Below are 24,485 nucleotides of genomic sequence, written 5' to 3'. Positions count from 1 at the left end.
GCGACTGGTTTATAACCCCCCGCACCCGGCCCGCGTGACCCCGGGGCGTGGTCCCGTACGAGCCGGCGGCCCTCGCGGCGGCCCGCCTCGGCCACCGGTGGCCGAGGCGGGCCGTTCCGGGCATAAAATCGCCAGGGTGAGTACGAAGATTCTCCCTGAGAGCGACGTCCGCCCGGACCTGTCGCACGGCGACGGCGACCACGAGCGCTTCGCCCACTACGTCGAGAAGAACAAGATCATGGAGAGCGCGCTGAGCGGATCTCCGGTCCGCGCGCTCTGCGGGAAGGTCTGGGTGCCCAACCGCGACCCCCAGAAGTTCCCGGTCTGCCCGGAGTGCAAGGAGATCTACTCGGGACTGCCCAAGGGCGAGGACGCCGGCAACGAGTGAGTGTTGCTCGTGGGTGAAGGCCGCGGATGAGGCTACGGTCGGGATGTCGCCGGGGGGCGGCCAAACGACCAGCGCCTGGATCTGTCGGGGGAGTCCATGTTTCGGCGTGCGATCGCCGTTCTTTCCGCATGCCTGTTCACGGTGGGCGTCGCCGCGCCCTGCGCCCGCGCCGCCCCCGCCCCACCCGGGGGACCCGCCGTCCCTTCCCCGCACACGGGATCCGCTCCGCCCGGGGCCCCCGCCACACCTGAGGGAACCGCCTCACCCGGAGGGGCCACTCCGTCCGGAGGGTCCGCCCCGCCCGAGGGACCCGCCGCACCGGTGTCGCTCGCGCTCCCGGTCACCGTGCCCACCTGGGTGCACGTCCTCACCGACGGCCGCCTGGGCGCCCCCGAGACCGCCGTACGCGACCAGATCGCCACGCTCAACGCCGCCTACTCGGGCGGGCTCGGCGGGGCCGACACCGGGATCAGGTTCAGGCTGGACGGCATCACCCGTACGGTCAACACGGCCTGGTTCCGCGACCCCGTCCTCCACGAGCGGGAGATCAAGCAGCTGCGCAAGGGCGGCCCGGGGACCCTCAACCTCTACCTGGCCCAGCTCGGCGAGCTGGTGCTCGGCTACTCCACCTACCCCCACGGCTACGGCAAGGCGCCCGCCCTCGACGGCGTGGTGATCGACTGGCGCAGCCTTCCCGGCGGGGCGATGCGCAGCTTCGACCGCGGCTTCACCGGCGTCCACGAGATCGGCCACTGGCTCGGGCTGCTGCACACCTTCGAGAAGGGCTGCGCGGCGACGGGCGACGGCGTGGACGACACCTCGCCCCAGGGCCGGCCCACCGAGGGCTGCCCGCCGGTCAAGGACACCTGCGAGGGCGGCGGGCCGGACCCGGTCGACAACTTCATGGACTACTCCGACGACCGCTGCATGTCCGGCTTCACCGCAGGCCAGGCCCTGCGGATGCAGCAGATGTGGGCCGCATACCGGGGGGTGGAGGCGGACACTACCCTTGACGGGTGACAGTACCGAAGACACCTGACGCTGCCTACGAACCTCCCCGGATCTTCGGCCCCGAGTACCGCACCGCCTCCCTGGGAATCCTCCTCGTCGTCACGCTGATCGCCTTCGAGGGCATGTCGGTGAGCACCGTCATGCCCGCGGTCTCCAAGGACCTCCACGCCCTCGACCTGTACGGGATGAGCTTCTCGGCCTTCCTCATCGCCGGCCTGCTCGCCAACGTCGTCGCGGGACTGTGGTCCGACCGCAGGGGGCACGCCGTGCCGTTCCTGCTCGGCGTGGGACTGTTCACGGCGGGCATGGCCCTGGCCGGGGCGGCCGTCACCAAGGAACTGTTCATCGTGGCCCGGGCCGTGCAGGGCCTGGGCGGCGGCGCCGTCATCGTGGCGATCTACGTGATGATCGCGCGGGTGTACGTCCCCGCGACCAGGCCCCGGATCTTCGCCGCGCTCTCGGCCGCCTGGGTGCTCCCCGCCCTGGTCGGCCCCGGCCTCAGCGGCCTCATCGCCCAGACCGCCGGCTGGCGGTGGGTCTTCTACGGCATCGTCCCGCTGGTCGTCCCCGCCCTCGTGATGCTCCTTCCCGCCCTGCGTGGCGGGAAGGATCCGGCCGTCCCCGCCGTCCCCGCTCCGACGGGGCCGCGCTCCCGGCCGCTGACGATGACCCTGGCCGCCGTCGCCACCGCGGGCGGCGCCGGTGTGCTGCTGTACGGCACCGACCGCCTCCACCAGACCCCGCTGCCCGGCGCGGTCGCCGCCGTCGCGGGGCTCGTGGTCCTCGGCGCCGGCCTGCCGAGGCTGCTGCCGCCGCGTGCCCTGAGGTTTGGCCACGGCCTGCCCACCACGCTCATGATGCGCGGGGTGCTCGCCTCGGCGTTCTTCGCCGTCAACTCCTTCATCCCGCTGCTCCTGACCAAGGTGCAGGGCTTCTCCGTCGGCGAGGCCGGCATCGCGCTCACCACCGGTGCCCTGGGCTGGACAGGCGGCTCCTACCTGCAGAGCCGCCGCACCTACGACCGCCCCCTGCTGGTGCGGATCGGCGCCGCCGCGGTCACCGCAGGCATCCTGCTCACCCTGCTCGCGCTGGTGCCCGGCGTCAGCGGCTGGATCGTCGCGCCCGCGTGGATCGTCGCCGGCCTGGGCATGGGCATCGGCACCACCAGCGTCAACATCACCGCGATGCGCCAGTCCCCCGACGCCGAGCAGGGCGCCAACTCGGCCGCCCTCCAGGTCGTCGACACCCTGGGCAGCGCGCTCACGATCGGTTTCGGCGGCGTCATCGTCAACCTGATCGGCCACGACGACATCGGCACCGGCTACGTCACGATCGCCGCGCTGATGGCCGCGATCGGGCTCTTCGGGGTGGCCGTGGCCGGCCGGATGCGCGAGCTCACGTGACCCGTCCGCTCCGCCGCCGGGAAAGGCGTGGATCCCCAGGCTCATTGGTCACTTCCGCAACAGCGCTCACCCATAGCCGGACCGCGCCGCGGCGGGCGTGGTAGGACGGTATGACCATGGTCACAGGCAGGAGGTGCCGTGCACGAACGACCCCGCGGATCGGACCCGCCGGACGAGCGCTCCCACCTCACCTGGCCGCCCCGCATCCCCGAGCCGGGTGACGACCTCCCTCCCTCGGCACGCTGGTACGGCACGCCCATCGCCCCGCCCGAGCGCGAGCCCGGGCGCCTGCGCCGCCTGATGACCGTCCTGCTCGCCCTGGCGGCCGGGGGCGCCGTCCTCGCCGCAGCGGTCGTCCTGGGCCTGCGCGCCCTGCCCTCACCGCCGCCGGGCCGGGTGACCGATCCGGTCGCGGGGATCAGCTACCCGCTGCCCGAGAAGTGGGACGCGGGGACGGCCGCCCCGGTCACCGGGTTCACCTCCGTCGTGGGCGACGGCTCCAGCACGACCGTGATGGTCATGCCGGCCGAGCCCGCCACCGACGCGCGCGCCACCACCACCGAGTTCAGCGAGCTGTACGCGCGGCTCCTGCTGCACGGTGACGACGTGAAGGTCGTGGACGACACCGGGATCACGGTGGGGCCGCGCACCGGCCACACCCGCTCGCTGCGCGCCGAGTACCGGGACGTGGTGAACCGGCCCGCCTACCTGCGCGTGACGCTCCTCACCGGCCCCGGCCGGCCGGTGCTCGTGGTCGGGATGGCCCAGCCGGACAACCCGACGGCGAGAGCCAGGATCAACACGGTGATCGCGGGCCTGCGCTGACGTCGCGTACCCCGTGGGGCCTCCTCGCGGGGGCCCGCCCCGCGCACGTCCCCGGCCTCTTCGCGGGGCCCATGCCGCGCACGTCCCCGGCCTCTTCGCGAAGGCATTCCCGCGGAGAGGTCTCCGCCCAGGTCACCGGCCCGCAGAGCCCTCCGCCGGGGGAATCGCGCCTCCCTAGCACGCCGAAGTGGCCTTGGCGAGCATCTCGGCCGACCGGCACGTCGTGTCGGTGACGACGATTACGCTGGGGACACTGTGAGCACTTTCGCCGCATCTCACCTGCCGCCCTCCTATCCGGACCGTGCCGCCTGGGGCACCGCGCCGAAGCTTCGCGCGTGGCAGCAGGAGGCATTCGACCTGTACACCCGCGGTGGGCCGCGCGACTTCCTCGCGGTCGCCACCCCGGGAGCGGGCAAGACGACCTTCGCGCTCCGCGTCGCCAGCGACCTCCTGTCGCGGGGGATCATCCGCGCTGTGACGATCGTCACACCGACGGAGCACCTCAAGCAGCAGTGGGCGGACGCCGCGAGCAGGGTCGGCATCGCGATCGACCCCGAGTTCAAGAACAGCCAGGGCGCCACCTCCCGCGACTACATCGGTGTCGCCATCACCTACGCCCAGGTGTCCATGCACCCCGCGCTGCACCGCGCCCGCACCGAGGCCCGCAAGACCCTGGTGATCTTCGACGAGATCCACCACGCGGGTGACGCGAAATCCTGGGGCGACGGGGTGCGGGAGTCGTTCGAGCCGGCCGCCCGGCGTCTGGCCCTGACCGGCACCCCCTTCAGGTCCGACGTCAACCCCATCCCCTTCGTCACCTACGCCGAGGACGGCGACGGCGTCCGGCGCAGCGTCTCCGACTACTCCTACGGCTACGGCCCGGCGCTCGCCGACGGCGTCGTCCGGCCGGTCATCTTCCTCGCCTACTCCGGGGAGATGCGCTGGCGCACCCGGGCGGGCGACGAGATCGCCGCCACCCTGGGCACCCCGCTCACCAAGGACCAGCTCGGCCAGGCGTGGCGGGCCGCGCTCGACCCGAAGGGCGAGTGGATCCGCCAGGTCCTGCGGGCCGCAGACCGGCGGCTGACCGAGGTACGCCGGGGCGTGCCCGACGCCGGAGCCCTGGTCATCGCCACCGACCACGAGACCGCCCGCGCCTACGCCCGCCACATCCGGACCATCACCGGCGAGGGCGCCACGGTCGTGCTCTCCGACGACCCCGCCGCGTCCAAGAAGATCAAGGAGTTCTCCGCCTCCGAGCAGCGCTGGCTGGTCGCGGTCCGGATGGTCTCCGAGGGCGTCGACATCCCGCGCCTGGCCGTCGGCGTCTACGCCACGAGCATCTCCACCCCCCTGTTCTTCGCCCAGGCCGTGGGCCGCTTCGTCCGCGCCCGCAAGCGGGGCGAGACCGCGTCCGTCTTCGTGCCCTCCGTGCCGACCCTGATGGCGCTGGCCGGGGAGATGGAGGCCGAACGCGACCACGTCCTCGACCGCAAGCCGCCCGAGGAGGGGCTCGACGACCTCCTGCTGGAGGACGCCCAGCGCAAGAAGGACAACCCCGACGTCCTGGGTGACGAGCTGCCGTTCGAGACCCTGGAGGCGGTCGCCACCTTCGACCGGGTGCTCTTCGACGGCGGCGAGTTCGGCAGCGCCGCGGAGACCGGCTCCGCCGAGGAGGAGGACTTCCTCGGCCTGCCCGGCCTGCTGGAGCCCGACCAGGTCCGCACCCTGCTCAGCAAACGCCAGTCCGACCAGCTCAAGGCCAGGCGCGCCAAGCCCGAGGCCAAGGAGCCGGAGGTCGCCCCGCACGAGGTGATGGCCGCCCTGCGCAAGGAGCTGAACGGCCTCGTCGGCGCCTGGAACCACCGCACCGGCCAGCCGCACGGCGTCATCCACGCCGAACTCCGCAGATCCTGCGGCGGCCCGGCCATCGCGCAGGCCTCCGCCGAGCAGGTCAGGGAACGGATCGCCAAGATCCGCCACTGGGCCACCCAGCGCTCCCACTGACCCGGCCGCCGGGGCCGCCTCGCGACCACCGGGGGCCGGCCCGCCCGCCGGGGCGGACGGGCCGGACGGCGTTACGTGGGCCTTCCGGTCACCTGACGACGCGGTTCCGGTGGCGCAGGACCACGGACGCGGTCGCGCACCCGTCCCCTCTGGCCGTCCAGAGGAGCGTCATGCCCCGCGCCGCGTCCCGCCGACGAGCCGGCCGTACCAGGGCCGGGACGGGAGTCCCGGCGGCACAGGAGGCGGACCGCGCGTCCTGCCGCGAGGCTTCCGGCAACGGGCCGGACAGGCCGGTGGGGGGCGGCGCCTGGCCCGGCGCCACGACGGAAGGGGCCGCGAGGACCGGGGTCCGCGGCGGGACGCGGGCGGCGGTGGTGGCCCAGATCGTGGCCGCCTCCAGCGCGACCAGCGCCAGCACGCTCGTCAGCCGCACCAGCCTTCCGCCACGGAACAGGTTCCACAGGCACAGCGGGGTCAGGACCAGCCAGGAGACACCGAGTACGAACATGTGAGGTCACCACCGATAGTGAGAGGTCTTCACTCCCCGTGATACTCCTGTCCCGCCAGGTGACGGCCGGGTTTGCCGATCCGTGCCGATCGGGTAGTCGTTCGGATGCTCAGCGTGACCGTCCTTGGTAGTCTGTCGCCGCAACGACACCGGGCCCTCTGACCGGTTCCCCCTGATACCCCTTTCGAAGAGGACGCGTGTTGGCCGAGATGATCCGTACGGAGATCATGGAGTACGTGGCGCCGATGTTCGAGCAGATCATGGCGAAGATGGACACTCTCGCCACCAAACAGGATGTCGACGAACTGCGGCGAGACGTGGCGAAGTGCGCCACGAAGGAAGAGCTGGCGGAGGTCAAGCAGGACCTGGCCGAGGTCAAGGAGGACGTCGCCGGGCTCAAGGTGGACGTGGCCGAGCTCAAGACAGATGTCGCTGAGCTCAAGGAGGACGTGGCCGGGCTCAAGGTGGACATGGCCGAAGTCAAGCGAGATGTCGCTGAGCTCAAGGAGGACGTGGCCGAGCTCAAGGTCGATGTCGCCGGGCTCAAGGTGGACATGGCGGAGGTCAAGCAGGACGTAGCCGAGCTCAAGGTGGATGTCGCCGGGCTCAAGGTGGACATGGCGGAGGTCAAGCAGGACGTCGCCGGGCTCAAGACAGATGTCGCTGAGCTCAAGGTGGACGTGGCCGGGCTCAAGGAGGATGTGGCGAAGTGCGCCACGAAGGAAGAGCTGGCGGAGGTCAAGCAGGACGTCAGCGAGCTCAAGGTGGACATGGCCGAGGTCAAGGTGGACGTGGCCGAGGTCAAGGAGGATGTGGCCGGGTTGAGGCAGGACTTCGGGGTGATGGACGGGAAGCTCGACCGGATCATCCTCTTCCTGGACATGCCCAGGGTCTGAGGGGCCTCAGGCCGGGCGGACCACCGGGGTTCCGGTGAGACGGGCTCCGGCGGAGCCGAGTTCGGCGAGGGCGGCCTCGGTGGTCGGGGCGGCCACCCCGGCGGTGAGGTCCAGCAGCACCTGCACGGAGAAGCCGTTCGCCACGGCGTCCAGGGCGGTGGCCCGCACGCAGTGGTCGGTGGCGATCCCGACGACGTCCACCGCGTCCACGCCGCGCTCGCCGAGCCAGTCGGCCAGGCTCGTACCGTCGGGGGCGGCTCCCTCGAAGCCGCTGTAGGCCGCGGCGTGAGCCCCCTTGCTGAACACCTCCTCGACGCGTTCGACCTCCAGGGCCGGGTGGAAGTCCGAGCCCCGGGTGCCGACGACGCAGTGGACGGGCCAGGAGGTGGCGAAGTCGGGTTCGGCGGCGAAGTGGGAGCCGGGATCCACGTGGTAGTCACGGGTGGCCACGACGTGGTCGTAGCCGTGGGAGGCGGCGTGCCGGGAGATGGCGGCCGCCACGTCGGCGCCGCCGCCCACCGGCAGGCTGCCGCCCTCGCAGAAGTCGTTCTGGACGTCGACGATGATCAGTGCGGTTGGCATGTGGCTAGTCAAACACGGTCGGGATCGCGGCGTACCCCCGGGACAGCTGGTGGGCGTTGGCGGGCAGCTCGGCGAGGGACTCGCGGTGCCGCGCGCGGATCGTCCCCAGTTCCTGGCGGCCGACGACCTCGCCGTCCCTGACCAGCGGGACCTGGAGGGGGCGGGCGCCCTCGGGGTGCTCGCCGGAGACGGTGACCACCTCGGCGGCGGCCGTGCCGTCCGGCTCCAGCTCGCGGAAGGCGCCCTTGCGCCCGCCCTGGCTGGGCTTGCCGACCGACTTCTTGGCGACCGGCCGCATGATCCCCTCAAGGTCCTCGCGGGCCACCAGCTTGTACACCAGGGCGGCGGTGGGGGAGCCGGAGCCGGTGACCAGCGACGTTCCGACGCCGTAGCCGTCCACCGGCGCCGCCGACAGCGCCGCGATGGCGTACTCGTCGAGGTCGCTGGTGACGATGATCCTGGTCTTGTGGGCGCCGAGGGAGTCGAGCTGCTCGCGGACCTCGTGGGCCATCTGGCCGAGGTCCCCGGAGTCCAGGCGGATCGCGCCCAGCGACGGTCCGGCCAGCTCCACCGCGGTCCGTACGGCCCGGGTCACGTCGTAGGTGTCCACCAGCAGCGTGGTGGCGGCGCCGAGGGAGTCGAGCTGGGCCCGGAAGGCCTGCTCTTCGGAGTCGTGCAGCAGGGTGAAGGCGTGGGCGGCGGTCCCGGCGGTCGGGACGCCGTACGTGTGGCCCGCCATGAGGTTGGAGGTGGCGGAGAACCCGCACAGGTACGCGGCCCGCGCGGCGGCCACGGCGGAGGACTCGTGGGTGCGGCGCGAGCCCATCTCGATGAGCGGCCTGGTCCCGGCGGCGTGGACCATCCGCGCGGCGGCGGAGGCGATCGCGCAGTCGTGGTTGAGGATCGACAGGATCACGGTCTCCAGCAGGACCGCCTCGGCGAACGTGCCCTCCACCGTCATGATCGGGGAGCCGGGGAAGTAGCACTCGCCCTCGGCGTACCCGTCGACCCTTCCGGAGAAGCGGTACCCGGCGAGGAACTCCAGGGTGGGCTCGTCGACCACCTGGTTCGCGCGCAGGAACTCCAGCGTCTCGTCGTCGAAACGGAAGGCCTCCAGGGCGTCCAGGAACCGGCCGGTCCCGGCGACGACGCCGTAGCGCCGCCCGTCCGGGAGGTGGCGGGCGAACACCTCGAAGACCGCACGCCTGCTCCAGGCGCCGCTTTTCAGGGCCGCCTCCAGCATCGTCAGCTCATAGTGATCGGTAAGCAACGCGGTGCTCATGCTCTTTGTCACGAGTCGAAGACTAAGCCCGGGGTAGGGCAGACTGGTGAATGTGGGTAGCACCGCTCCAACCGAGGTCGAGCGTCCGTCAGTCGACGTACGACCGGATCTGCCATGGTTGACGATCGTCTGGAACGACCCGGTCAACCTGATGTCCTATGTGACGTACGTCTTCCAGTCCGTCTTCGGCTACTCCAAGGAGAAGGCGGAGAAGCTCATGCTGGACGTGCACCACAAGGGCAGGGCCGTGGTCTCCAGCGGCACTCGCGAGGAGATGGAACGCGACGCGCAGATCATGCACTCCTACGGGCTCTGGGCGACCGTCCAGCGGGATTCGTGAGCGGACGGCCGGGACGGTGCCGCCGGGCGTCGCGCCCGCGGGACCGCCGGTGCCGCCCGTGTCACGGGTGGCGGACGGGTCCCGAGGGGCGGACGGGGCCGGGACGCGGCCCGCGAGGAACGGTGGAGAGCGGATGAGTTCGGGATTCAGTCAGGGCCCCGGGGGGGGCGTGGTCACGGTCTTCGACGCCGCCGAGGTGTCGATCCTGCGCTCGCTGGTCACGCAGATCCTGGGGCTCGTCGAGCCCGGGGAGACCGGCGACGACCCCCTGGAGAAGGCCCTGGGCATCGGCGCCTCGGAGCAGTCCAACGATCCGGTGCTGGCGCGGCTGTTCCCCTCGGCGTACGAGGACGGGGAGGCGGCGGCGGAGTTCCGCCGCTACACCGAGGCGACGCTGCGCGAGGGCAAGCGGGCCGACGCCAAGGCCATGCTGGACAGTGCCGAGGCCGGCCGGATCGAGCTGACCCGGGAGCAGGCCGAGGCGTGGATGCGCGCGCTGAACGACGTCCGCCTCGCGCTCGGCATCCGGCTGGAGGTGACCGAGGAGGTGCACGACGAGATCGCCGACATGTCGGAGAGCGACCCGCGCTACGCGGCGTACGTCATCTACGACTGGCTGACCTACCTCCAGGACACCCTGGTCCGGGCCCTTTGGTAACTTCCAGGTATGCTCACGATCTCTCGGGAACTGGTGGACCGGATCATCGCGCACGCTCGGGCGGATCATCCCGACGAGGCCTGCGGCGTGATCGCCGGGCCGGTCGGTTCCGACTCTCCCGAACGGTTCGTCGCGATGGAGAACGCCGAGCGGTCGCCGACCTTCTACCGGTTCGACTCGATGGAGCAGCTCCGCGTCTGGCGGGAGATGGACGACCGCGACGAGGAGCCGGTGGTGATCTACCACTCCCACACGGCCACCGAGGCCTACCCCTCGCGCACCGACATCTCCTACGCCTCCGAGCCGAACGCCCACTACGTGCTGGTCTCCACCCGTGAGGAGCTGGGCGAGGACGCCGAGTTCCGCTCGTACCGGATCGTCGACGGGACGGTGAGCGAGGAGGAGGTGACGATCACCTCCGGGTGACCGTCTCCGGGTGATCACCTTCGAGTGTTCACCTCCGGATGACCACCTCCGGGCGTTCGCCTCGGGGTAACCACCGCCGGGTGATCCGTCCGCTCGTGTTCCCTGCGTCGTCGTGTGGCCTTCACCCGGTACGGTCGTGAGGTGAATGGCCCCTTTGGGTAAACTGGCTCGTATGTCGATCGCCGCCCCGAGCCAGGAGGACGTGGTGCTCTCGCGTCCCGGTGCCCGGGCACGGCACGCGGGCGTCGCACCCGTGCAGAACTTCCTGTTCGCGCACACGCCCTCCGTCGTCGTCTACGAGTGTCGCCGGCCGGTTTCCCCGGAATCCCCCGGTACCCACCGGTGTTCTGATCCGATGGGCTGCACTCCCATGACGACACAAGGAGATTGACCCGCGATGGCCATAGAGGTTCGCATTCCGACCATCCTGCGCACCTACACCGACGGTGCCAAGGCCGTCGACGGCAAGGGCGCCACGCTGGAGGAGCTGATCGGCGACCTGGAGTCCCGGCACCCGGGGCTCAAGGAGCGCCTGGTCGACAAGGGCGCGCTCCGCCGGTTCGTGAACGTCTACCTGAACGACGAGGACGTCCGGTTCCTGGGCGGGCTGGAGACCCCGGTCGCCGACGGCGACACGATCACCGTGCTGCCCGCCGTGGCCGGCGGTTCCCGCTAGCGAGCGCGGCGCCGCCCGTCCCGCGACACCCCGGGGGACGGCCGGCGCGTGCCGCGGGTCCCGGCCCGTTCCCATCAGGCATGTCACCCCGAGGCGGAAGCCGTACATCATGCGCTTTGACTCATTGATCCACTCGGTCGGCCGGACCCCTCTGGTCGGCCTGCCCCGGCTCTCCCCCTCGGAGGACGTGCGGGTCTGGGCCAAGCTCGAAGACCGCAACCCGACGGGTTCGATCAAGGATCGCCCGGCGCTGTGGATGATCGAGCAGGCGGAGAAGGACGGGCTGCTCCAGCCGGGCTGCACCATCCTCGAACCCACCAGCGGCAACACCGGCATCTCACTGGCCATGTCCGCGCGGCTCAAGGGGTACCGGCTGATCTGCGTGATGCCGGAGAACACCTCCGAGGAGCGCCGCCAGTTGCTGCGCATGTGGGGAGCGAAGATCATCTCCTCGCCCGCGGCGGGCGGCTCCAACGAGGCGGTCAGGGTCGCCAAGGGCCTGGCGGCCGAGAATCCCGACTGGGTGATGCTCTACCAGTACGGCAACCCGGCCAACTGGCGCTCGCACTACGAGTCGACCGGGCCGGAGATCCTGGCGGACCTGCCGTCGGTCACCCACTTCGTGGCCGGCCTGGGAACGACCGGCACCCTGATGGGCGTGGGCCGGTTCCTGCGCGAGCACGTCCCCGACGTGAAGATCGTCGCCGCCGAGCCGCGCTACGGCGAGCTGGTGTACGGCCTGCGCAACGTGGACGAGGGCTTCATCCCCGAGCTGTACGACGCCGACGTGCTGACCACGCGTTTCTCCGTCTCCGCCGCCGACGCGCTGCGCCGCACCCGCGAGCTGCTGGAGGGTGAGGGGATCTTCGCGGGCGTCTCCACCGGCGCCGCCCTGCACGCCGCGCTCGGCGTGGCGGCCAAGGCCGTCAAGTCGGGGGAGCGGGCGGACGTCGTGTTCGTGGTCGCGGACGGCGGCTGGAAGTACCTGTCGACCGGCGCCTACGAGGGAACGCTGGACGAGGCGGAGGAGCGGCTCGAAGGCCAGCTCTGGGCCTGAGGTTGGTGGGAGAGGTCCGGAGAGGATCGAGGAAGACAAGAAGGAAGGCCGGCTCCCGAGGTTCCTCGGGAGCCGGCCTTCCTTTTCCGCCGATGTCTTTTCCGGCGGTGCCCGTGAGGGCTAGTTGAACAGCAGCCTGAAGGAGAAGCTGGAGTCGCTGCCGGACTGGGTGCCGCTCATGCCCACGGCGCGCAGCACCTGGAGGTTGGCCCTCTCCTCGCCTTGCAGGCCGGCCAGGTAGAGCTTCTCCACCTTGTCCAGGTCCACGTAGGCGGCGAAGGTGGCGTTGCCGGCGTCGGGAACGGCGAGCTGGAAGGTCTCGCTCTCCCCCAGGGAGCCGTCCTTGCCGAGCTCGGCGGCGTAGTCCTGCGAACCGGCCAGGACGAAGGTGCCGTCGCCGGCGACCTTGGCGAGCTGCGGGGTGGCGGCCCCGGAGTCGACGAGGAGCCTCTCGATCTTCCCGACGATCTCCTCGGCCTTGGCCGGGTCGGTGACGACCTTCGCGCCGAACCGGGGCTGGTTGCCCTCGAGGCCGTTGGAGTCGAGGGCCAGGGTGATGTTCTTGCCGAGCAGCGTCACCAGGTCGGCGGGGAGCCGCAGCCCGTACTTCTGCTGGGCCTGGTCGGCGAACTGCTGGAAGCCGGCGGTCCCGCCCGAGGCCTGGTCGGCCGACTTCATGATCTGCGCCCACTGCTTGCCGATCACCTCGCCGAGGCCGGAGAAGGAGAGCGCGCCGGCGGTGGAGGCCGGAAGCGTGCCGATCCGGGACGGTTCGGGGGTGCCCATGTCCAGGTTCTGGGCGCCGCGGCTGATGCCCGCGAGCTCGACGTACTCGCCGTCGAAGCGCAGGGCGCCCGCGACCCGCACGTTCTTGATCTGCTCCAGGGCGGTGGGGTCCTGGCCGGCCAGTTCGGGGGCCAGGCCCGCGATCTTGCCCGCGTCCATCCAGAAGGACAGCACACCGGTCTCGCCGAGGGCGCCGAGGTCCTCGCTGAAGGTGGCGTTCTCGCTCAGCGGAGCCGCGGCGGCGGCCTGGTCGGCCTGCTGCTGGGTGATGCCGAGCAGCGCGTAGTCCTCGCGGAACGCGATGCCGTACTTCTCCTTGCCCATCAGCTTGGCGATGCCGGTCTTGGCCTGGTCCTGGTCCTTGACCTGGACCGCCACGACGACGCCGGGCGCCGCCCCGGCCTTGGCGGCCGGCAGCGCGGCCACGCCGATGCGGTCACCGAGCCAGGGCTCGATGTCGGCGGCGTAGTTCATCGCGCCGAAGTCGTCGGCGTTGCCCTGCTTCAGCAGGTCGAACAGGGCCTGGCGCGGGTCCTCGCCGCTGAAGGAGGCCTTGGTGGCGTTGAACTTCCGGGCGATGCCGAACAGCGCCACCTTCTGGTTCGCGGCCGGGTCGAGGTCGAGCCGCACGTAGCCGATGGCGTTGGAGGGCAGGACGTCGTGCGGCTGCGTGCCGCCACCGCTGAGCAGGTTCACCGCGAAGGCGCTGCCGCCGCCCACGAGGGCCACGACCAGTGCGGCGATCACCGCGAACAGCCAGCCCTTGCGGCCCTTGCGGGGGGAGGAGCCGGTCGGCGGGCCGGCGCTCAGGAAGTCGGGACCCTGCTGCTGCCAGCCCCCGGCCTGCTGCTGCCCGTAGCCCTGCTGGCCGTAGGCCTGCTGACCGTAGTTCTGCTGTCCGTAGCCTTGCTGACCGTGGGCCTGCTGCCCGTACCCCTGCTGCCCCTGGGTCTGCTGGCCGTAGCCCTGCTGCCCGTAGGCCTGCTGTCCGTAGCCCTGCTGGGCGCCGGGCTGCGTGGGAGTGGCCTGCCCGTACGGCTGACCCGTCTGCTGACCGTAGCCCTGCTGACCGTAGGGCTGGCCCTGCTGCGGGTAGGGCTGCCCATGCCGGCCACCGGGCTGGGAGTATCCGGGCTGACCCTGCGGGTAGGCCTGTGTGTGTGGCTGGTCGTTGGGCTGCGCACCCTCGTTCCAACGGTAGGCGATCGTCCTGTCGGGCTGCTGCCCCGGCGTGGGCGTCTGGTCGGGGGGATTGTTGGCAGGCATGCTCACTCACAATGTGGACTTCGCGGATACGAATGAAGTTAGTGCACTTTGCTAGCAGTTCGCTTGCATTGAACTAACTACGCGTTTGGTCCGTCCAAGGCGGCTGTGCGGCTCTTGCCTGGCGTTCCGGGTGGCAGGCCGGTCCGGTTCGGGCCTGATTCCGACTCGGTTCCGGCCTTGTTCCGGTCCGGTCTCGCTCCCCACCGTCGACCTGGTTTCGACCGGTTCGGGGCTGGTTCCGGTCTTCAGGAGACGGTCGTTTCCGCGCTTTTCACGCGGGATTCGTCTCCACCGCGCCCCTGCGGAGCGCGGTGGCCGCCCGGAGCCGGTGGGGGCCGGGGAGGCGGAGGACGCCCGGGATGGGTAAAGTGTGCCCTCTAGAACAAGGTTCGGGAGCGTGGATGACAAAGTTCGACGAGGCGACAGCGGCCATCCGGGTGGACGAGACCACCTACGACGTCTGTCTCGACCCCGGGTACTCGATCGGCGGCCCCCTGAACGGCGGCTACCTGATGGCCGTGCTGCTGCGCGCCGCGGTGGACGCCTCTCCCCACGAGCACCCCGTGACCACCTCGGTCCAGTTCCTGCGCGCGGCCCGGCCCGGCCCCGCCCGGGTACGGGTGGAGCAGATCAAGACCGGCCGTACCGCGACCATGGCCCGGGCGACCCTCCTGCAGAACGACGAGCCCTACCTCGAGGCCCTCGTCACCACGGCGACCCTCGGCGGCGCCGACCCGAGGTGGACGGACGGCCCGTCGGCGGCGATACCGCCGATCGAGGAGTGCGTCCGGCTGCCCGACCCCAGACCCGAGTCCGGCATGACGCTCAACGCGCAGATGGAGATGGCCTTCGACCCGCCCACGATCGGCTGGCTCGCGGGCGAGCCCACCGGCCGGCCCGAGGCCCGTGCCCACTTCCGGATGGCCGAGCTCCAGGACCCCGACCCGTACGTGCTGGCGCTGGCCGTGGACGCCCTGCCGCCGGTGGTCTTCTCCGCGGGCGAGCGCGGCTGGGCCCCCACCGTCGACCTCACCTGGCACCTGCGCGCCCTGCCCGCCCCCGGGTGGCTGACCCTGATCGGGTCGGGACGCCTGATCGGCGACGGCTGGTTCGACGAGGACGTGGAGGTCTGGGACTCGGCCGGCCGTCTGGTCGCCCAGTCGCGCCAGCTGGCCCGCGTCGGCCGCGGCTGACGCGACCGCCTGGTCGCGCGGTCACGCCGGCCGGCATGCGGCCGGCACGACCGCCGGGCCCGGCAGCCGGTGGAACTCCCCGCACCCGGGCGACGACCTCCACCGGGTCGCCGGGACCGGCGGAACCCCGCCGGGACCCATGGAACGCCGCCGGGACCCGTGGGACCGGAGCGCTCCGTGAGGCCACCGACAACAGATGTCATGGAAAGTACACATCTCGTCTGGTATTCAGCGTTGTGAGGATTCTTACCGTGATCGATCCTCCCAGGTCGCCTAGCCTTGGGAACTGTGTCGCAAGCGAGTATCGGAATCTTTGACAGCGGTGTCGGCGGGCTCACGGTCGCCAGGGCGATCATCGATCAGTTGCCCAACGAGTCGATCTTCTATGTGGCCGACACGGCCCGCCAGCCGTACGGCCCGAAAAGCATCGCGCAGGTCCGCGCCTACGCGCTGGAGGTGATGGACCACCTCGTCGAGCACGACGTGAAGATGCTGGTGATCGCGTGCAACAGCGCGAGCGCCGCGGTGCTCCGGGACGCCCGGGAGCGCTACGACGTGCCGGTGGTCGAGGTGATCCAGCCGGCGACCCGCCGTGCCGTACGGGCGACCCGCAACGGCAGGGTCGGGGTGATCGGGACCAGGGCCACCATCGAGTCGATGGCCTACCACGACGCCTTCGCCGCGGCCCCCGACGTCCGGCTGACCGGGGTGGCGGCGCCGCGCCTGGTGGAGTTCGTCGAGCGCGGGGAGACGATGAGCGAGGAGCTCATCGGCGTCATCCGCGACTACCTGGAGCCGGTGCTCGCCGACCGGTGCGACACGCTGATCCTGGGATGCACGCACTACCCGCTGCTCACCGGGCCCATCTCCTACGTGGTGGGGGACGGGGTGACGCTGGTGTCCAGCGCCGACGAGACGGCCAAGGACGTGTACCGCGTCCTGCACGACCGGGGCCTGGCCGCCGTAGGGGGCGTGCCCAGGCACCGTTTCCGCGCCACCGGTGACGCGGGTTTGTTCGCCGACCTCGGCCGACGGTTCCTCGGACCGGAGATCCAGGCGGTCGAGGCGGCGACTGTAGGAGATGTTCCGAGTAACGGGTATCGCGCGTGAGGGTGTCCCGGCGCTCCGTAGGGGGAGCGCCGGGACCTGGCGGACGAAGGGAGGGCGGGCGGGGACCGGCCACCGGCGTTCGCGCCGTGACGCGCGGCGCCGCAACGTGACCGTAGGAGGCCGCCATGAAACTGACGATCATCGGGTGCTCGGGGAGTTTCCCCGGCCCGGACAGCCCTTCCTCCTGCTATCTGCTGGAGGCGGAGGGGTTCCGCATGCTGCTCGACTTCGGGAACGGCGCACTCGGCGCCCTCCAGAAGCACATAGGACTGTACGACGTGGACGCGATCTGCCTGTCCCACCTGCACGCCGACCACTGCCTGGACATGTGCCCGTACCACGTGGTGCGCACCTACTCGCCGTGCGGCCCGCTGCCGCCGATCCCGGTGTACGCGCCGGCCGACGCGCGCCGGCGCCTCAACTCGGCCTACGCGATGCCGGACGAGCCGCCGCTCGACACCGCCTTCGACTTCGTGGGCCTGACGCCCGGCGTGTTCGAGGCCGGCCCGTTCGAGGTGACGGCCGCGCGGGTGAACCACCCGGTGGAGACCTACGGCTTCAGGGTCTCCTACGGGGGAAGGTCGGTGGCCTACTCAGGCGACACCGGTGAGAGCTCCGAGCTCGTCAAGCTCGCCTCCGGCGCCGACGTCCTGCTGTGCGAGGCCTCACACCTCGACCGGCCGGGCCTGCCCGACGGGCTGCACCTGAACGGCCGCCAGGCCGCGGAACACGCGGCCAGGGCGGAGGTGGAGACCCTGGTCCTGACCCACCTGGTGCCCTGGAACGACCGCGACCGCGTCCTTGAGGACGCCTCGCGCGGGGGGTTCGGCGGACGCATGGAACTGGCGCGGAGCGGGGCCCGGTATGACCTAGGGTGAACGGCATGGCCCGTGCAGATGGACGTTCTCCCGATCAGCTCCGCCCCGTCACGATCACCCGCGGCTGGCTCGCCCACGCCGAGGGCTCGGTGCTCGTCGAGTTCGGCGGCACCAAGGTGCTCTGTGCCGCCTCCGTGCAGGACAGCGTGCCGCGCTGGCGCCGGGGCAGCGGTCAGGGGTGGATCACCGCCGAGTACGCCATGCTGCCGCGTGCCACCAACACCCGTAACGACCGCGAGTCGGTCCGCGGCAAGATCGGCGGACGGACGCACGAGATCTCCCGCCTGATCGGCCGCTCCCTGAGGGCCTGCGTCGACTACAAGACGCTCGGCGAGAACTCGATCGTCATCGACTGCGACGTGCTCCAGGCCGACGGCGGCACCCGCACCGCCGCCATCACCGGCGCGTACGTGGCCCTGGTCGACGCGGTCGCGTGGATGCGCAAGAAGAAGATGTGCGGCGGCGACCCGCTGATCGACTCGATCGCGGCCGTGTCCGTGGGCGTCGTCGGCTCGACCCCGCTGCTCGACCTCTGCTACACCGAGGACGTCGCCGCCGAGACCGACATGAACGTGGTGATGACCGGCTCCGGCGAGTTCGTCGAGGTCCAGGGCACCGCCGAGGGCAAGCCGTTCGACCGGGCCGCCCTGAACGAGCTGCTCGACCTGGGTGTCGCCGGATGCGCCGAGCTCACCCGCCTGCAGCGCGAGGCCCTGGCGTGAGCGCACCCAGGGTGGTGCTCGCCACCAGGAACGCCGGGAAGATCGCCGAACTCCGCCGGATCCTGGCCGACGCCTCCGTCCCGGTCGAGATCGTCGGCCTGGAGGAGTTCCCCGAGATCGGCGACGTCGCCGAGACCGGCCTGACCTTCGCCGAGAACGCGCTGCTCAAGGCGCACGCCGTCGCCCGGCAGTCCGGCCTTCCGGCGATCGCCGACGACTCGGGCCTGTGCGTGGACGCGCTGAACGGCATGCCCGGCATCTTCTCCGCCCGCTGGTCGGGCAGGCACGGTGACGACCCGGCCAACCTCGCCCTGCTGCTCGCGCAGGTCTCCGACGTGCCCGAGGGCCACCGGGGCGCGCACTTCGCGTGCGCCGCCGCCCTGGCGCTGCCGTCCGGGCACGAGCGGGTCACCGAGGGCGCCCTGCACGGCGTGATCATCGACGCCCCGCGCGGCACGAACGGCTTCGGCTACGACCCGATCTTCATCCCGGAAGGGGAGGATCGGACGACCGCCGAGCTGTCCGCGTCCGAGAAGGACGCCATCAGCCACCGGGGCCGCGCCTTCCGCGCGCTCGTCCCGATCCTGACCGAGGAGATCGCCTGACGCGTGGGGTCCCGGTCCCGGGAACGACCTGATTCCCGGGCCCGGTCCCGGGGATGACCGGACCCTTGAGGCCCCGGCCGAGGAGACCCCGAGCGACCCAGGCCGAGAAGGTCGTCCGGCCTCGGCCGAGAAGATCACCCGACCCGCGGGTCGAGGCCGGGGAGATCATCCGTCCCGTACGTAATCGGGGCGTAAGATCCGGCGGTCCCCCGAGGGCGTAGCGTCAGGGGTATGCAGAGCAACAGGCGCATGCCCTCGTGGGCCGCGGCGCTGATCGGCCTGGTCACCGGCATCGTGGCGGTGGGGTTCTCCCTGCTCGTCGCGGGTCTGGTGAATCCCTCCGCCTTCCCGGTCGTCGCGGTCGGCGACTCCGCCGTCGACCTCAGCCCGGCGCCGCTCAAGGAGTGGGCGATCCGCACGTTCGGCGAGAGCGACAAGGTGGTCCTCGTCGGCGGGATCCTGGTGGTGATGGCCGTCCTCGCGGCCCTTCTGGGGATGGCCGCCGTCCGCGACCTCCGGTACGGGATGGCGGGCCTGGCCGCGTTCGGCCTGCTCGGCGTCGCCGCGGTGCTGACCCGTCCCGGCGCGGGCGTGACCGACCTCCTGCCGACGCTGCTCGGCGTCGGCGCCGGCATGTTCTTCCTGCGACGGCTCGTCCGCCGATCGCTGGTGCCCGCCGACGAGCTCCCCGGCGTTCACCACACCCTGCGGGAGACCCCGCCCGCCCCGCCGGCCGCGGACGCGGCCGTCCCACCCGTCATGCGGGCCGGGGACGACCTGCGCGCGTTCGACCGCCGGGGCCTGCTGACCGGCGCGCTCGGCGGCGTCGCCGTCGCCGGGGTGGCCGGGCTCGCCGGCCGCCTGTTCTCCGGCAGGGCCGAGGTGACCGCGGCGCGGAGCGACATCACGCTGCCGAAGCCCGCCACGCCCCTCGCCCCGCTCCCGGCGGGCACCGACCTGAGGATCAGGGGCCTGTCGCCGTTCGTCACCCCGAGCAACGACTTCTACCGCGTGGACACCGCCCTGGTCGTCCCGCAGGTGGACCCGCAGGAGTGGACCCTGACGATCCACGGCCTGGTCGACCGCCCGGTCGAGCTCACCTTCGCCGACCTGATGAAGCGCACCGTCACCGAGGCCGACGTCACGCTCTGCTGCGTCTCCAACGAGGTCGGCGGCCCCTACATCGGCAACGCCCGCTGGCTGGGCGTCAGCCTCGCCGGGGTGCTGCGCGACGCGGGCGTCCAGAAGGGGGCGGACATGCTGCTCAGCACGTCGGCCGACGGCTGGACCGCCGGGACCCCGGTCGACGTCGTCATGGACGGCCGCGACTCCCTGCTGGCCTTCGCCATGAACGGCGAGGCGCTCCCCGTCGACCACGGCTTCCCCGTCCGCCAGGTCGTCCCGGGCCTGTACGGCTACGTCTCGGCCACCAAGTGGGTCACCGAGATCAAGGTCACCCGCTTCGACCGGGACGAGGGCTACTGGACGCCGCGCGGCTGGTCCGCCAGGGGCCCGATCAAGACCCAGTCCCGCATCGACCTGCCCGCGAGCGGCTCGTCCGTCCCGGCCGGAAGGACCGCCGTCGCGGGCGTCGCCTGGGCCCAGCACAAGGGCATCGACGCCGTCGAGGTCCGCGTCGACGGGGGGCCGTGGCGCCAGGCCCGCCTCGCCGAGGCCCCCACCGCCGACACCTGGCGCCAGTGGGTCCTCGACGACTGGGACGCCACCCCCGGCAGCCACACCATCGAGGTCCGCGCCACCGACGCCACCGGCTACACCCAGACCGCCGACAAGGCCCCCATCGCCCCGGACGGCGCCACCGGCTGGCACACCGTCCGGGTGGAGGTCACCTGACCGGGAGGGCGATCCCCTCTTGCCCGCTCTCCGGCGGGAGCCGTCCCGGCTTCGTGCGCGGGGACGATACGCGGCCGCCGACGTGATCTCCGGGACCGTGCCGGGTCCTGGTGGCCGTGAGCCGCGTCGAGCCGGTGCGGACCCGTCCGGGTGACCTCGGAGACGGTCCCGAAGAGGGGCGTGGTTCTCGTTGTCCCACGCCGCGCCGGAGACGTGGCCTGTAAATGGTCAACTCCTCGTCGGCGCGACAGGCCCCGTCCTACGATCTGGCTCGCAGAGGACGGGTGACGGGGGAGCCGTGAACGAGTGGAGTGTGCCGGCGGGGGTCTACAACCCCGTGGTGACCGCGGACGGGCAGCGGTGGCGGGACTTCGAGCTGGAGATCCAGGTGTCGGCCGTGGTGGCGGCGCCGAGGGAGCGCGAGCCGATGCGCTGGGGGCCCGCGCGGCTGGACCAGTGCCGGCCGTACGGGCTGGCGGGCGGGCTGGCCAGGCCGGACCCGCAGACCGAGGAGGACATGCTCAAGGCCGTCCCGGTCACCGAGCAGGGCACCCCTCGCCGCTTCCCCGACCCGCGCGGCATGTGGATCAGGCTGGTCAACGGGAGCGAGTCCGGCGAGGACCCGTTCCGCGCCACCAACGCGGTCGACTGCGCGCTGTCGGTGCTCTCCACCTGGTACGGCGTCCCCGCGGTGGCCGCCCCCCGGCGGCCCGAGTACGACCGGGTCGGCAAGCCGCTGCTCAGCGGGGAGGCCGGGGGAGTGGCCAGGGCGGAACGCTGGCTCGGGCAGCGCTTCCAGTACGTGGGGCAGGGGCGCCACTCCTACATCCCGGTCGCGCAGGCACTGCTGGCCGGGGGGCACGGCGCCGCCGCGCTGATCGTCAACCGCTGGCCGGCCGGGGGCAGTCACGCGTGGAACGCGGTGAACTTCGACGGCGAGGTGATCTGGATCGACGCGCAGCGGGGGCACATGGCGGTGGAGCCGCTGTACGAATCGGTGACCGGCGTGTTCTGCGTCGTGATCGACAGGGAGGGGCGGCGGCTGTGAACCCGGAACAGGCCAGAGCGGCGAGGGAGGGGTGGCGGCTGTGAACCCGGAACAGGCCAGAGCGGTGGCGGAGGAGTACTTCAGCGGGGTCCGCGGCGCGGGCGCCAACTCCGACATCCGGATTTATGCCTTCAAAGAGGGCTATGTCGCCTGGGCGAACGAGCCGGAGCCGGACGATCCCGGCGTGCTGCCCGACACCGTCGGCGCCGGGTGCGTGGTCATCGACAAGGCCACCGGAGAGATCGTCATCCGGCCGCTGCTCAACCCCGAGACGGTGGCCGAGCAGTGGCCGGGACGCCGCCCCCGATAGGAGACGTCCCGGCCACACCCGCCCCTCGCCCGGCCCGCCTCGCGCCCCGGCCCGCCGGCCCCCCGTCTCCGCCCGGCAGGTGCCGACCGGAACCCGGGAGTCACGGGACGGACCGGGACGGACCGGGACGGACCGGCCCCGGGTCAGCCGCTCGCGAGGGAGCCGACCACCGAGGCGCGGGCCGCGCGCCGGGCCGGCAGGACCGCGGCCAGCACCCCGGCCAGCCCCGACAGCGCCACGAACGCCAGGATCTGCCCTGCCGGGAGCCGGAACAGCACGTCCGTGGTCATCGTCTGCGCCGCGGCCCAGCCGAACACCACACCCAGCACCACGCCGACCAGCGCGCCGATCAGCCCCAGGACCAGCGCCTCGACGATGAGCATCCGCCGCAGCTGCGGCCGGGTCAGGCCGAGCGCCCGCAGCAGCGCGGACTCGCGGGTGCGCTCGTGCACCGAGAGCGAGAGCGTGTTCGCGATGCCCAGCAGGGAGATGAGCACGGCCAGGCCCAGCAGGCCCGTGATGATCATCAGCATCATGTCGAGCGTCTCGTCGAACTCACCCCGCACCTCCGTCGAGCTGATCACCTTCGCCGTCGGGTACGCCCTGGTGGCCGCCTCGACCACCGCCAGAGCCGTGTCGGGGTTCACGCCGTCCCGGTAGTTGACCATCACCCGGGCGTCGTCGACCCCCGGGAAGTAGCGGTCGAACTCCCCGGCGGGCACCGTCACGTCGAACAGGTTCGACTCCGTGCCGGACACGCCCGCGATCGTCAGGGCGACCGGACCGGCCTTCTTCGTCCGTACGGTGATCCGGTCCCCGACGCCGACCTTGAGGTTCTCGGCGACGTAGGCGGCGACGAGCGCGGTCCCCGGTGCGAGCCGGTCGATCGAGCCCGCGTCGAGCTTCGGGGCGAACCCCGGGGCCGGGGTGAAGGTCCCCACGTCGTACGTGCCGTCCTGGGACTCCAGGGAGGCGGTGGCCGAGCGGAACGCGACGACCGAGGCGAGCTCGGGCCTGGTGCGCAGCTCCTCGGCGATCGAGCGGGGCAGGACCGGCTCGCGTCCCTGGCTCTGCACCATGTAGTCGACGGGGAACTGCTCGTCGAGCTGCTGGGTGTACGTCGCCCGCACGGTGCCGGTGACGACCGAGATGACCGTCATCAGCGTCACGCCCACGGTGAGCGCCACCGTGGTGGTCGCCGACCGCTTCGGGTTGCGCCGGGAGTTGTCCAGGGCCAGCCTGCCGGGCACGCCGAAGAGCCTGGCCGGGACCCACCCGGCGAAGGCGGAGAGCGGCTTGACGATCACCGGGCCCAGGACCAGCACGCCCAGGAACACCAGCGAGGCGCCCGCCATGACCACGAAGAGCGCGGCCTGGCCCGGGTCCATCAGCACCGCCAGCGTCATCACCGCCGCCCCCGCGACCAGCAGCAGCGCCGCGGAGACCACCCGGAGCACACCGGCCCGGAAGGTCGGCTCCTCGACCTGCGCGCCCAGGGCGGCCACCGGCGCCACCCGCGTCGCCGTCCGGGCGGGCAGCAGGGCCGCGCCGACGGTCACGACCAGGCCCACGACCAGGCCCAGCACGATCGTGCGCGGAGCCAGGGAGGCGGTCGCCGTGGGCAGCGGCGCGTCGACCGCGGCGAGCACGGCCAGCGCCGCCGCGCCCAGGCCGTAGCCGAGCAGCAGGCCCATCGCCGACGAGAGCAGGCCGACCACGACCGACTCCAGCAGGATCGAGCCGAAGACCTGGCCGCGGGTGGCCCCGATGCACCGCAGCAGCGCCATCTCCCGGGTCCGCTGCACCACCAGGATGGTGAAGGTGTTGTAGATGACCAGCGCGGCGACGAACATCGCCACCACGCCGAACATCAGCAGTCCCACGGTGAGGATCTCGTTGCTGCCGCCGTTCGCCTTCGCCAGGTCGACGGCGTACCGCTCGCCGGTCGTGACCTTGTGGCCCTTCCCGGCCGCCGCGGCGACCGAGGCGCGCAGCGTCTCCTGGGAGACGCCCTCGGCGGCGGCGACGTCGACCTGGGCGAATCCCCGCTTCCCGGTCATCTCGCGGGCCGTGGCGGTGGTGTAGCCCACCGCCCCCATGTACCCGATCTCCTGGTCCAGGCCGACGTCGAACAGCCCCACCAGGGTGAACGCGTGCCGGGCGTCATCGGCGTCCAGGACGGTGACGGCGTCGCCGACGCGGAACCCCCGCTTCCTGGCGGTGCCCTCGTCGAGCACGACCTCCCGCCCGTTCCGCGGGACGTGCCCCGCGACGACGGCGGTACGGTTCAGTCTCCCCTCGGGGAGCGAGATCCCCAGCGTCGGGTAGTCGCCGGTGGCCTTGCCGTCCTTGCCGATCAGGGCGGACGTTCCCCGCACCAGCCCCTGGGCGTCGGCGACGCCGTCCGTGGCGCGAATCCTCTCCAGGGTCGCGTCCGAGACGAGTGCCTCCTCGTCGCCCTTGCCGGGCGCGGGCAGGACGGCGACGTCCAGCCGGTCGGCCGCCGCGGAGAACCTCTGGGTGTACGCCGCGTCGATGGTGTCGGTCAGCACGAACGTGCCCGCGATGAACCCCACGCCCAGCGCGATGGCCAGCGAGGTCAGCGCCAGGCGCAACCGGTGCGCGCGCAGCCCGGCCAGCGTGGTCCTCAGCAC

General features: G+C 71.9%; 24 protein-coding genes. 19 read left to right on the top strand and 5 right to left on the bottom strand.

Features of this window, described 5'->3' with window-relative positions; all coding sequences use genetic code 11:
- Positions 1–136: 136 nt before the first annotated feature.
- From ACLQ2R_RS18240 to ACLQ2R_RS18220, 5 genes are all read left to right on the top strand, one after another.
- Positions 137–388, top strand: coding sequence for a DUF3039 domain-containing protein (locus ACLQ2R_RS18240; RefSeq protein WP_362796968.1), 252 nt, complete (start codon positions 137–139; stop codon positions 386–388).
- Between the two features lie 321 nt (positions 389–709).
- Entirely contained in the window at positions 710–1,408 is a 699-nt protein-coding gene (locus tag ACLQ2R_RS18235) for a zinc metalloprotease (protein ID WP_425961017.1), read from the top strand.
- Positions 1,405–2,802, top strand: a complete 1,398-nt coding sequence (locus tag ACLQ2R_RS18230; RefSeq protein WP_425961015.1) for an MFS transporter — start codon at positions 1,405–1,407, stop codon at positions 2,800–2,802. The genes ACLQ2R_RS18235 and ACLQ2R_RS18230 overlap by 4 nt, the downstream gene beginning before the upstream one ends.
- Positions 2,803–2,940: 138 nt before the next feature.
- Entirely contained in the window at positions 2,941–3,627 is a 687-nt protein-coding gene (locus ACLQ2R_RS18225; RefSeq protein WP_425961014.1) for a hypothetical protein, read from the top strand.
- Between the two features lie 255 nt (positions 3,628–3,882).
- Positions 3,883–5,634 (top strand): DEAD/DEAH box helicase, encoded by a 1,752-nt coding sequence (locus tag ACLQ2R_RS18220; protein WP_425961012.1) that lies wholly within the window; start codon positions 3,883–3,885, stop codon positions 5,632–5,634.
- Between the two features lie 88 nt (positions 5,635–5,722).
- Here the strand turns inward: ACLQ2R_RS18220 and ACLQ2R_RS18215 are convergent, their stop codons facing one another.
- Positions 5,723–6,142 carry a hypothetical protein gene (locus tag ACLQ2R_RS18215; protein ID WP_425961010.1) on the bottom strand — a complete coding sequence of 140 codons (420 nt, stop codon included), beginning with the start codon at positions 6,140–6,142 and terminating at the stop codon, positions 5,723–5,725.
- A 197-nt stretch (positions 6,143–6,339) separates the two neighbouring features.
- On the opposite strand from ACLQ2R_RS18215, the gene ACLQ2R_RS18210 reads away from it, so the two are divergent.
- On the top strand, positions 6,340–7,038 hold the full coding sequence (locus ACLQ2R_RS18210; RefSeq protein ID WP_425961008.1) for a hypothetical protein: 699 nt from the start codon (positions 6,340–6,342) through the stop codon (positions 7,036–7,038).
- Between the two features lie 6 nt (positions 7,039–7,044).
- Here the strand turns inward: ACLQ2R_RS18210 and ACLQ2R_RS18205 are convergent, their stop codons facing one another.
- Together ACLQ2R_RS18205 and ACLQ2R_RS18200 are read right to left on the bottom strand one after the other, a co-directional pair.
- On the bottom strand, positions 7,045–7,620 hold the full coding sequence (locus ACLQ2R_RS18205; protein WP_425961006.1) for a nicotinamidase: 576 nt from the start codon (positions 7,618–7,620) through the stop codon (positions 7,045–7,047).
- Between the two features lie 4 nt (positions 7,621–7,624).
- Positions 7,625–8,914, bottom strand: a complete 1,290-nt coding sequence (locus ACLQ2R_RS18200) for a nicotinate phosphoribosyltransferase (RefSeq protein WP_425961005.1) — start codon at positions 8,912–8,914, stop codon at positions 7,625–7,627.
- A 40-nt stretch (positions 8,915–8,954) separates the two neighbouring features.
- Between ACLQ2R_RS18200 and clpS the strand changes: the two genes are divergently transcribed.
- The 5 genes from clpS (at position 8,955) to ACLQ2R_RS18175 (ending at position 12,059) form a co-directional block, all read left to right on the top strand.
- Entirely contained in the window at positions 8,955–9,242 is a 288-nt protein-coding gene (clpS, locus tag ACLQ2R_RS18195) for an ATP-dependent Clp protease adapter ClpS (RefSeq protein WP_425961003.1), read from the top strand.
- 133 nt (positions 9,243–9,375) lie between these two features.
- The gene (locus ACLQ2R_RS18190) at positions 9,376–9,900 is read left to right on the top strand and encodes a DUF2017 domain-containing protein (protein ID WP_425961002.1); all 525 of its coding nucleotides are present in this window, start codon (positions 9,376–9,378) and stop codon (positions 9,898–9,900) included.
- Positions 9,901–9,909: 9 nt separating this feature from the next.
- A complete protein-coding gene (locus ACLQ2R_RS18185; protein WP_425961000.1) occupies positions 9,910–10,326 on the top strand; it encodes a Mov34/MPN/PAD-1 family protein in 417 nt (138 codons plus the stop codon).
- A gap of 397 nt (positions 10,327–10,723) precedes the next feature.
- A complete protein-coding gene (locus ACLQ2R_RS18180; protein WP_425960998.1) occupies positions 10,724–11,002 on the top strand; it encodes a MoaD/ThiS family protein in 279 nt (92 codons plus the stop codon).
- Positions 11,003–11,111: 109 nt separating this feature from the next.
- Positions 11,112–12,059, top strand: coding sequence for a PLP-dependent cysteine synthase family protein (locus tag ACLQ2R_RS18175; RefSeq protein WP_425960996.1), 948 nt, complete (start codon positions 11,112–11,114; stop codon positions 12,057–12,059).
- Between the two features lie 120 nt (positions 12,060–12,179).
- Here ACLQ2R_RS18175 and ACLQ2R_RS18170 read toward each other — a convergent pair whose 3' ends face one another.
- Positions 12,180–14,111 (bottom strand): DUF3352 domain-containing protein, encoded by a 1,932-nt coding sequence (locus ACLQ2R_RS18170; RefSeq protein ID WP_425960994.1) that lies wholly within the window; start codon positions 14,109–14,111, stop codon positions 12,180–12,182.
- Positions 14,112–14,512: 401 nt separating this feature from the next.
- Between ACLQ2R_RS18170 and ACLQ2R_RS18165 the strand changes: the two genes are divergently transcribed.
- From ACLQ2R_RS18165 to ACLQ2R_RS18130, 8 genes are all read left to right on the top strand, one after another.
- The gene (locus tag ACLQ2R_RS18165; RefSeq protein ID WP_425960992.1) at positions 14,513–15,304 is read left to right on the top strand and encodes a thioesterase family protein; all 792 of its coding nucleotides are present in this window, start codon (positions 14,513–14,515) and stop codon (positions 15,302–15,304) included.
- Positions 15,305–15,592: 288 nt separating this feature from the next.
- Entirely contained in the window at positions 15,593–16,414 is an 822-nt protein-coding gene (gene murI / locus ACLQ2R_RS18160) for a glutamate racemase (RefSeq protein ID WP_425960990.1), read from the top strand.
- Positions 16,415–16,539: 125 nt separating this feature from the next.
- The gene (locus tag ACLQ2R_RS18155; protein WP_425960988.1) at positions 16,540–17,292 is read left to right on the top strand and encodes an MBL fold metallo-hydrolase; all 753 of its coding nucleotides are present in this window, start codon (positions 16,540–16,542) and stop codon (positions 17,290–17,292) included.
- Between the two features lie 5 nt (positions 17,293–17,297).
- Positions 17,298–18,014 carry a ribonuclease PH gene (gene rph, locus ACLQ2R_RS18150; protein ID WP_425960986.1) on the top strand — a complete coding sequence of 239 codons (717 nt, stop codon included), beginning with the start codon at positions 17,298–17,300 and terminating at the stop codon, positions 18,012–18,014.
- Complete coding sequence (rdgB, locus tag ACLQ2R_RS18145) at positions 17,972–18,619, top strand: RdgB/HAM1 family non-canonical purine NTP pyrophosphatase (protein ID WP_425960984.1); 648 nt, start codon at positions 17,972–17,974, stop codon at positions 18,617–18,619. The genes rph and rdgB overlap by 43 nt, the downstream gene beginning before the upstream one ends.
- Before the next feature lie 231 nt (positions 18,620–18,850).
- Complete coding sequence (locus tag ACLQ2R_RS18140; RefSeq protein ID WP_425960983.1) at positions 18,851–20,473, top strand: molybdopterin-dependent oxidoreductase; 1,623 nt, start codon at positions 18,851–18,853, stop codon at positions 20,471–20,473.
- A gap of 298 nt (positions 20,474–20,771) precedes the next feature.
- Positions 20,772–21,521 (top strand): toxin glutamine deamidase domain-containing protein, encoded by a 750-nt coding sequence (locus tag ACLQ2R_RS18135; protein WP_425960981.1) that lies wholly within the window; start codon positions 20,772–20,774, stop codon positions 21,519–21,521.
- Between the two features lie 40 nt (positions 21,522–21,561).
- Positions 21,562–21,831 (top strand): hypothetical protein, encoded by a 270-nt coding sequence (locus tag ACLQ2R_RS18130; protein WP_386235391.1) that lies wholly within the window; start codon positions 21,562–21,564, stop codon positions 21,829–21,831.
- Positions 21,832–21,974: 143 nt separating this feature from the next.
- Here the strand turns inward: ACLQ2R_RS18130 and ACLQ2R_RS18125 are convergent, their stop codons facing one another.
- Positions 21,975–24,485, bottom strand: a complete 2,511-nt coding sequence (locus tag ACLQ2R_RS18125; RefSeq protein ID WP_425960979.1) for an ABC transporter permease — start codon at positions 24,483–24,485, stop codon at positions 21,975–21,977.

The sequence above is a fragment of the Streptosporangium sp. DT93 genome (assembly GCF_049844535.1).
In the GTDB taxonomy this organism is placed as follows: Bacteria; Actinomycetota; Actinomycetes; order Streptosporangiales; family Streptosporangiaceae; genus Streptosporangium.
This window is presented reverse-complemented; position numbering and strand designations above follow the sequence as displayed.